The organism is Nocardia acidivorans NBRC 108247 (assembly GCF_001625085.1).
In the GTDB taxonomy this organism is placed as follows: Bacteria; Actinomycetota; Actinomycetes; order Mycobacteriales; family Mycobacteriaceae; genus Nocardia; species Nocardia acidivorans.
Genome location: NZ_BDAW01000001.1, coordinates 1 through 10081 on the forward strand (window position 1 = coordinate 1; position 10081 = coordinate 10081).

Annotated in this window: 1 protein-coding gene; it reads left to right on the forward strand. The window is 69.4% G+C overall.

All coding sequences use genetic code 11. The features are described from left to right. Window positions 1-98: 98 nt before the first annotated feature. Window positions 99-10081, forward strand: a 9983-nt coding sequence (locus NA10_RS00005; protein WP_507763256.1) for a toxin glutamine deamidase domain-containing protein, incomplete at its 3' end; no start/stop codon positions are given.

Consider the following 10081-nt stretch of genomic DNA (forward strand, 5'->3'; position numbering starts at 1 on the left):
CCGATGCCCACCCGCGTCCCGAATCCGAGGATGTTGTGCGGGATCGGGCCGATACCCCGCGTGACAGTCAGGATTCGCTTTCGCGGCATGAGGATTCCGTGCGCGATTCAGAGACGAGCGTGCGGCCCGAGTCGGATGGCGGTGTCCGCGATCGGTCGGAGACCCCGGAGCGGCAGCAGGATTCGTCGGGGCGGCGGGATGGCGATTCCGATATGCGGGTGGATTCGGATGATCCGGGGCGTGATCGGTCGGATGGGCCTGGGGATCAGCGGGATTCGGTCGATTCGCGACGGGATGACGCGCGACCGCATCCCGAATCGGATGATCCGTCCAAGACGCGTGCGGCGCGGGATGGCGACGCCGATTCCCCTCGGCCGGAGGCTGATTCGGCGGTTCGGGCGGATGACGACAGCCATCGTCCGCACCCGGATGATCCGGATGCGCTGCTGGTCGCACCGGTTCCGGTGGGGGAGGGTCCGGCGACTCGCGCGCATGATGGGCCGCAGCGGCATTCGGAGTCCGGGCGGCGGTCCGAGGGCGATGCGCCCGGGGACCGCACCCCGCCCGGTGCGCGCAAGCCGGAGGATAGTGCCGATCGCCGTGCGAGCCTGCCCGAGGGCGACAACGGTGTGGCTCCGCACCCCGGTCGTGTCGACAACGGCGCGCAACCTACTGTGCGGCAACCTGATTCGCCCGAGGGCGAGGCTCGGCGCTCGACCCGCGGCCGCTGCGGTGAACTGGCGCTGCGACTGCTGCGCGATATCACCGGCAGCGATCGCATCCGACTTCCGGAGCGGATTATCGGGGCCTCCGGCATGTCCCGCGACGAATTGGTGTCCGCCGCCGGTGGTCAACTGCGCGAGTACCCCGATCACGATGCCATCGCCGACCGGCTGCGCGATCTCGGCCCGGGCTCCGCGGCGCTGGTGGTGGATCACTACGCGGGCGCCGCCGATGAATACGGTGTCGGCGCGCACGCCTATCTGCTGGTCAATGAGGGCGGTGACATCGTGGTCAAGGACCCGGCCGCCCACCTCGATCACGGATATCCGCCGGTGGTTCCGCGCGAAACCCAGGGCACGCACGCGATCCTCTTCAAACCCGAAGGCGATCCGGTGCACAGGCTGGCGAGCAAGCAGCGCGCCATGCTCGACGAGCGTGTCCGGATCGGCCAGCATCAGCCGGTCCGCTTCCTGCGCATGTCCGACGAGATCACCTTCGATCTCGCCGCCGCCACCGCGTACGGCCGCGATGCGTGGGCGCACGCGCACGGCCGACTCACCGATGAGCATCGTGCCGCCCTGATCGACTACGCCCGCGACCGGCACGCCGACGGCCGCGGCGATGCGACCGGCCCCACCCCCGCCGAAATCGCCGCCGTGCTGCGCGGTGACGCCGAGCCAACCCCCGAAATCACCCGCGCCATAGACCTGCTCGACAGCGCCCTGAACCTGGAGCCGATCACCGAACCGATCATGGTGACCCTCGGCCTTAATTCGAACCCGTTCGGCGTCGACCCCGCCCACCTGCTCGGCACCACCCAGCACCTGCCCGACTACACCCAGGCGCTGATCGGCGCCGTCCCCTCGATGCAGGGCATCACCCACCACATCGAATTGGTCCTCCCCGCCGGTACCCCCGCCCTCTTCCTCGGCGACCTCGCCGCCCACGGCGCCGACCTCCCCGCGGTCATGCTGGCCCACGGCCTGGACGTGCACATCGACGCGGTGGAAGGCCGCGGCGAAGGACACCACGGCATCCGCGCCACCGTCCTCCCCCTGGCCGAAACCGCCACCCCCCGCCCGGATTCGCACCCCACCGGTTCGGAGCCCTCCCCAACCCGTCCCGAGCATCTACCCGCGGACGCGACCCGTCCTGAGCGCCTTCCCGCGGATGCGACGCGTCCGGAGCAGCTTCCCGCCGATGCGCCGCGTCCTGAGCGGCTTCCCGCGAACGTGACCCGCCCAGAGCGCATTCCTGCGGATGCGCCGCGTCCTGAGCGGCTTCCTGCGGATGCGCCGCGTCCTGAGCGGCTTCCCGCGGACGTGACGCGCCCTGAGCGGCTTCCCGCGGACGTGACGCGCCCTGAGCGGCTTCCCGCGGACGTGACGCGCCCTGAGCGGCTTCCCGCCGACGCGACCCGCCCTGAGCGGCTTCCCGCGGATGCGACGCGGCCCGAGCGGCTTCCCGCCGATGCACCCCGCCCCGAGCGCATCCCCGCTGCGGATACCCGGCCGGAGCCCCTACCCGCAGAGGTGACCAGGGCCGATTCGCCGAACGTCGAGCCGGAGCAGTCGCGTCGGGAGGACGGGTCCTGGCGCACGGATGGTCCGGAGGATGAGGGGCGGCGGCGCTCGTTCGATGATGAGGCCGAGGGACCTGAGTTCTTGGATGACGGCGACTGGGGGACCGTCGATCACACTCAGCCGGTTGATGATTCGGCCGAGCAGCACGTCCCGGGCGATTCCGGTTCCGGTGATGACGCGCACCCGCCGCACGCACCGGATTGGCCACCGCCGCCGGAGGATTCGTGGTCGGGCAAGGACGCCGCGGAAATCGAGCGGGCATTGCGCGAGCGGTTCGGTCTCGCGGTCGAGGGCTTCGACAAGCCCAATGTCCATCCGGAGGTGCTGCGCGAGTTCGCCCGGGCGATCGATGACATGCTGACCCGGCATCCCTACATCGATCTGAAACGCGTTGTCATCGGCCCCATCTCGGATCCGGATGTCTATGCCGTGGCCCCGGCCGGGGAAGGCCCGAATGGACGTCCGCACATCGACCACATCGTCCTGAACGAGAAGTTCGCCGCGAACCCGCAGGACCTGCAACGCCGCATCGTCGCCAACGAGGCCGATGGCATCAGAGTCCCGGGAGCGGGTGTGCGCCCGGTGTATTCGACCGTGGTGCATGAGCTCGGCCACGGTGTGGATTTCGCCGGACACGAGACCGCCGGTCAGCGCGCCTTCGATGCGCTCGCGGACCACTACGAGGAGACGTACGGTCCGATTCGCGACAATCGCGAAGGTTTCGACACCTGGCTGCGTCAGCTCAGCAAGTACAGCTTCAATGAAGACGGCATGTTCTTCGCGCAGGAAGCGCTGCCAGAAGCCTTCACCGATGTCGAACTCAATGGTGAGGCCGCGACCGAACCCGCGAAGGTGCTGAACCGCGTACTGGTCGACGCCGCCCGCGAGCACTGGTCGACGGCCGAGAACCCCCGGCCGGAGACCGCCCCGGACGCGACTGCCGAACACCACGGCGACGGTCCTGAAGGTCCGCGGCGGCGCATGGACTTCCCGGATAGGAACGCATCCGAATCGTCTCCGGCGCACAATGGTTCGCCCGCGCGCAATGATTCGTCCGCGCCCCCGCATGATGAGGCGCAGACGCCCCCGCATGATGACGCGGCCGAGAGCGGCCACGACCCCGCACCCGACTGGTCGCCGCGCCCGGATGACGAATGGTCGCATCTGGATTCGCGGCAGATCGAGGAACTGCTCACCGAGCGCTGGGGTCTGGAGATCACCGGATTCCAGGATCCGCGAATCGATGTCGAGGTGCTGCGCGAATTCGCGCGCGCGGTCGACGACCGGCTGACCGAGCATCCCGGCACCCTGCGCGCCCTGGAAGTCGACGACTTCACCGTAGATCCGGGCGAGGTCGACGAGAACGGTGATCCGGTCACGAGCTCGCTCGAGAACACCGCGGCTTTCGTGGACGATGAGGTCGACGCCGACGGTCGTCCGTACGCGGCCTGCATCGTGCTGAATATGGATGTGGCCGAGCACCCGGAGAAATGGGCGGAGTTCGCCCGGACCGGTGACGCTGACGGCAGTTTCGTGCCGGGACACGGTGTGCGGCCGATCTATTCGACGATCGTCCATGAATTCGGCCATGTGCTGGAACTGCACGGTGAGGGCCGGGTCCTGGAGCCGCGCGTCGCGCTCACCGCGCTGCTCGATCACTACACGGCCACGCGCGGCACCAAGGACGGCTTCTCGGACTGGCTGAATCAGTTGAGCCGCTACTGCTTCGACGAATTCGGGGTATTCAACCCGCTGGAAGCGGTGGCGGAGGCGTACGCCGACGTCACCCGCAATGGCGATGCCGCCGCCGAACCGTCGAAAGTCCTGCACAAACTGCTGGTCGACAGCGCGGCCCAGCGCGGCACCGAAGCGCCCAGACCGCTTCCGACCGGCGATGCGCCCGAACCCACCGCCGGAGTCGCGCCCACCCCACCCGCCGACCCCTACACTCCGTTCAACCCGGACGGCACCCTGAAGCCGCCGGAGGATCCCGGTTCGCCCCCGGCAGATCGGGAAGATCCGCCGACGCGTCGCATGGCCTACAACCCGGACGAAGACCCCACGGTTCCCCCCACCCCGGGAGGCCCGGCCGCGAATGATCCCGCCGCACCCCGGCATTCACCCGACGCCGAAACAGTGGAGCTGCCCGCTCCACCGAATGAGGCGGGGCCGCCCCAGCATTCGCCGAACGCGGACACTCTGGAACTGCCGGTGCCTGCGTCGGAGGCGTCGACGGTTGAGTTGCCTGCGTCGGAGGCGTCGACGGTTGAGTTGCCTGCGTCGGAGGCGTCGACGGTTGAGTTGCCTGCGTCGGAGGCGTCGACGGTTGAGTTGCCCGCGTCGGAGGCGTCGACTGTTGAGTTGCCTGCGTCGGAGGCGTCGACCGTTGAGCTGCCCGCGCCGAGCCAGGCCGGCGAGGGCTCGAATGCCGTTGTGCACCCGGTGGATCCGGCCGTCGCCTCACCGATCCTGCGCGATATCGCGGATCATCTGCGTCAGCTGCCGCCACAGCAGGCCACCATCGCGCGCACCCCGGAACAGCAGGCGCAGATCGCCCGTCTCGTCGATGCGCTCGGCCTCGGTGAGGCGCTGAGCCGCCACCCCGATCCGCTCGCCGCGCTGCGGGACATCGCCGAAATAGCCCACGCCCGAGACTTTTTCGGCGATCCGGAACAGCAGCGCCCCCCGACCCCCATGGGTCCGCAGGACCTCACCCCGCTCACCGTCGAGGAGCGGTACGGGGGCGAGGAGTACTGGCGCACCGAAGCCGATCCGGCCCAGGTGGCCGCCATCGAAGCCGAGTTGCGCCGACTCGGCCTCGATGAACGCCTGGCCCGTGCCGGCACGGAAGAGGACGCGGCACAGGCTGCCCGCGAACTCCCCGCGCACCCGGACCGCCCGGAGCTGACCTCGAGCGCCAACCGCCCCGAATCCACCGCCGGTGCACACGATCCCGCGCTGACGCCCGGTGCGCATGACCCGGGGCGGACCCGTGGCGCGCATGACCCGGGGCTGACCCGTGGCGCGCATGACCCGGGGCTGACCCATGGCGCGCACGACCAGGGGCTGACCCACCGTGCGGGGGATCCGGAACCGACTTCCGGGTCGGCCCATCCGGTCCGTGAATCTGGCTCCGCACCAAGGGAACTCCCACTCAACCCGTGGGATGGACCGGTGCGGGAGGGGGTCTCGAACGAGCCGCGCGCCCTGTCCATGTCCGAGCTGCGCGACGATATCGCGGCTCGCCTGCGCCTGGACGAATCCGACCTGGCCCCGCACCGCCTGGCCGAGATCGCCGGTGAGCTGCAATACCGAAACCTGCTGCGCGCCGGTGCCATCGAAGAGTTGGCGCGGGTATCCGAACATCACGACGCCACCACCGACCCGGCCGATCGCGCCCGGATCGCCGCCGTCCGCGATGATTGGGCGCGCCTGCTCGGCCGCGACCCACAGGATCTCGCACCGCAGCATCGCGACGCCACCCTCAACGAACTGCGCCATGAAACCCTGCGCCGCGCGGAGGATGTCGCGGATCTGGTGGCGGCGGCCAACTACTCCGGCGACACCCCGACCACCCGCCATATGGTGCTCGAGGCCGATGGTGAGCGCGTGCACGTGCGCGTCACCACCGACGCCGACGGCCATCAGCGCATCGAAGTCGCCGCTCGCCCAGACCTTCCCGCCCCGCCGGAGGTCCCCAAGAGCACCCCGGAGCAGCCGCACCGCTCCCTCATGCGCAAGCTGTGGGATGCATTCAAGGGCGGATACGGCGGCCACTCACCCAAGTACGGCTCCGGCTCCAAACAGGACGGCAAGTATCAGGTCGAGATCGTCCACGACATCGGCTTCCTGATCCACAATCACGACCTGGAAACCCTGAAGGACGGCTTCAACCCCGTCCGGCTGGGCAAGGAGGGCGCGACCATCTGGAAGGCGCGCGAGCGAATGCCGCTGCTGCGCCTACTCAGTCGGCGGATCGCGACCATCGCGGGCGACGGCGTACCCATGCGCACCCGCGACGGCGAATACCAGCCCTGGCTCACCGAGGGTGATCCGAAGGTGCGCGCGGCCATCGAGGAAAGCCTGCGCCTGTCCAATCTGGAACTGCCCGGACTCACCGCAGGCCCGGCGCATACCGAACTCCCACCGGGACAGCCGCACACCGAACTCCCTCCGCGCGAGTCGCCGACCGAACCTCTGCCCGGGCAGTCGCATGCCGAACTCCCGCCGGGTGAGTCGCCGACCGAACGTCTACCCGGGCAGTCGCATGCCGAACTCCCGCCGGGTGAGTCGCCGACCGAACGTCCCCCCGGGCAACCGGACACCGAACTCCAGCCGGGACAAGCGCACCCCGGAGTGGATCCGGGTGAGTCGCACACCGAACCCGTTCCGGCGCAGGGTGATCGGGCCGCACCCGTCCAGGAGCACCGGCACTCCGCCGACCTCCCGCAGCCGTTCGCCGATGCCCTCGACGCCCGCGATGCCGCACTCGCCGAATTGCAGCGGCATGCCGATCGCGCCGGGGTCGACCTCACGGATGTGGACGCCGCCACCCTGCGCCGCGCCCTGGACGAATCCAACTATCTCGCCCTGCGCCAGGCCGGAGCGATCGAGGGCCTGCGCAGTGCGTCCGAGCGCTACAACACCGAGAACGCCCGCATCGCCTACAGCGATGAGGTCAGCATTTTCGACAATGACCCGCTCAGCAGATTCCTGCGCGAGGTCGCCCGCTCACAGGGCGACAGCACCGCCCTGCTGCAATGGGAGGGCGTCAACAACAGCGCCGAACCCGCGCGCGAATTCGACGATCTCGGCGATGACACCAATACCCGCAAGGAGGGCCTGCTCTTCGAGGAATCCTTGCGGCGCGAGGAGATTCGCGATGAACGCTCGAACTGGGCGCAACTGCTCGGGGTCGAGTTGGAGGCGCTGGCCCCGGATGAGCGGCTGCACCGCACCCTGGCCGACCTGCGCCTGGAATTGCGCGACCGCATCGACGCGGTGCGCGACTTCTCCGCCGCCGTAGACGACTTCCTGAACGCCGACGCCGCGTTCCGGGATCAGGGCCAGTTGGTGATCGACGATATCGCGCACGGCTGGATCGACGATCGCGGCGGCGTCACCCTCGAGCCGAGCGTCGGCATCTACCCCGGCGACGCACCCGGTGATCCGCACCGATTGGTCGTCATGCGCGGTGAGGAGGACCACGACGCGCATCTGGCCGGTTTCCTCGCGGAGCATCCGCATATCGGTGAACTACTGAATTCCGGTGCGCTGCACCTGGATTACCGCCTGGTGCTCATCGATGACGCGGGTCAGTTGCACATCCTGGAGAGCGAGCGACCTCCGCAGGTGCGATTCCAGGATGTCGATGTGGACGGCCGCCGCCTGCCGGTCACCATGTTGCGCGCCGACGACGGCCCCTGGCGGGTGGTCTCGCCCGGACTGGATGCCGTTGTCCCGCACCTCGATTCGGACCCGGCGCCGGCGACCCCGCGTGATCCGGATGTGGTGCGCGCGGAGCGCAACGCCGTCGCCGAGCGCCTCACCCAGTACCATATGGACCTGCGCTCGGACCGCCTCGCCGACACCATCGCGGCGTTGCACCACGACAATGCGCTGCGGGCCGCGCAGATCGAGGGCATGGCGGATTTCATCCGCACCAGCGATGCCATCGACAATTTCCACAATCTGAACCAGGTTCGGGACAATCTGGCGAACCGGCTCGGTGTGGAGCCCGGCGACCTCACCCCGGAGCGGCTGGCCCGGGAGCTGGCCGATCCGAAGACCCCGGCCGTGCTGCGCGCGCAGCAGTTGAAGGATCTGGCCGGTTACGCCAAGGTGCTGCGCGGCATGGACGAGCCCGCGGCGCTGGCGGCCCGGGATCAGCTGGCGCGGCGGCTCGGCATCGAACCCGAGGAGCTGTTCCCGCGCAAGCACAGTAAGGATCTGACCAGCTACGGGGTGGATCCGAAGGGCATACATCCACCGGCGTTGCAGGAGGCCATCGCCAATCTGATGCACCGTCCGGCCGATCGACCGGCTCTGCTCGCCGCGCTCACCGAATACGCGCACGCGCTGGACCGGATCGATCCATTCACCAACGGCCTGCGCCTGGATCCGAACCTGGACCCGCGCGTCGCCGAAGGCGAACTGCCGATCCACCGGCCGCAGGAGATCGGCGCGCTCGGCGAGCTCATGACCGATCGGGTCGGTGAGCCGCCGACCTCGGACGCGCCTTCCATGGCGAACGACGCCTGGTCGCGTCTGCTGGGTGTGGAGCTGGGTACCGATCCCAAGCGCTGGGCCGAGGTGTACGAGCTCTACCGCGACGGCAAGCTCGACCAGCATGAGCGGCTCACCCCCGAGAAGCTCGACGCGGCGCTGGAGAAGTTGCGCGGGGAAATCGCGCAGCGCACCGCCGATATCAATGATCTGGCGCGGTTGGCCGCCGAGCACAACGGCCTGACCGAACCCGCGCCCGCGCCGCAGCCGAGCGATCCGAAGCAGTTGGCCGCCGAATTGGGCAGGGCGCGAGCGGATCTCGACAGTGCGCGCGGTATCAGGGATTACGACCTCTCCCGGATTCCGGTCGAGCCGATGCGCGCCATCGGCGATTCCGATCTGACCCCGGGGCGGCTCGAGGGAACCTTGGACTACCTGGGCACCCGGGAACCCGAGGGGACTTCGCGGGCGCAGCTCGATGAGCGGGTCGAAGCCCTGCGCGCATCGGCGCAGGAGCACAACCGCCTCATCGATCGCGTCGCGGAACTGCGATCGGCTTTGGACGCTGCGGTTTCGGAGTCGGCGGGACCGGCGCAAACGCCGATCGAGGCGTGGCGGCGCGAACTCGAGCAGGCGCACGCCGACTTGCGCGCGGCCATCGGCAATCTGCCCCTCGATATCGCCGATCTCACCCCGGACAACTACACCGCCGCCATCGACGAGGTCGCCGCGCGGCGACTGCCGGTCGCGGAACAGGCTGCCTGGCACGACCGCGTAAACGCCATCGTCGACGGTGCCCGCCGTATGCATATCGCCGAGAACGGTTTGGCCGCTGCGCAATCCGATGCGGTCGACGCCATGCGGGCGCGCGAGACCCCGATCGAGACCGCGCGCCGCGCGCTGTCGGATGCGCGATTCGATCTCCGCACCGCCGAAATCCTGCGCGATGTCGCGAATATCGGCCGGAACGGACAGGACCCCACCGCACCCGCGCGCCCCGCGACCACCGATCCGCGGGCGCGCGCCGAAATGGCCGTCGCCGCAGATCGAGTCGACCGCGCCCGCGACACGGTCTCGCGCTGGGAAGCCGAAGTCCGCCGCATCGAATCCGCGAACATCGGCGAAACCGTCCAACAGGCCGCCGACCGCGCCCGCGCGACCGCCCGCGACGCCTTCCACGAAGCCATCCGAAACCTCTACGACGTCACCGGCCTCCGAACCAGCGAACACGACCTCACCCCCGCCCTCTTCGACGACGCCATGACAGCCCTGGAGTCGAGCACCATCCGCCTCGACCAGGGCGACCCCCATGCCGCCTTCGCCCAACTCCGCACCGCCGCAACCGATTTCCACCGCGCCGACGCCTTCTCCCACTGGGTGAACGACAACCTCGCCAACCCCGGCGGCACCACCCCCACCGGCCACGAGGGCCCGAGCGATCCCGGCGGCCCGAAGAGCACCGACCCCGCCACCCGCCCCGACCCGCGCGTCGACTGGGCGAACTATCCCCAGCCGTCCACAGTCGAACTGCCCCCGACTGATCCGCGAGT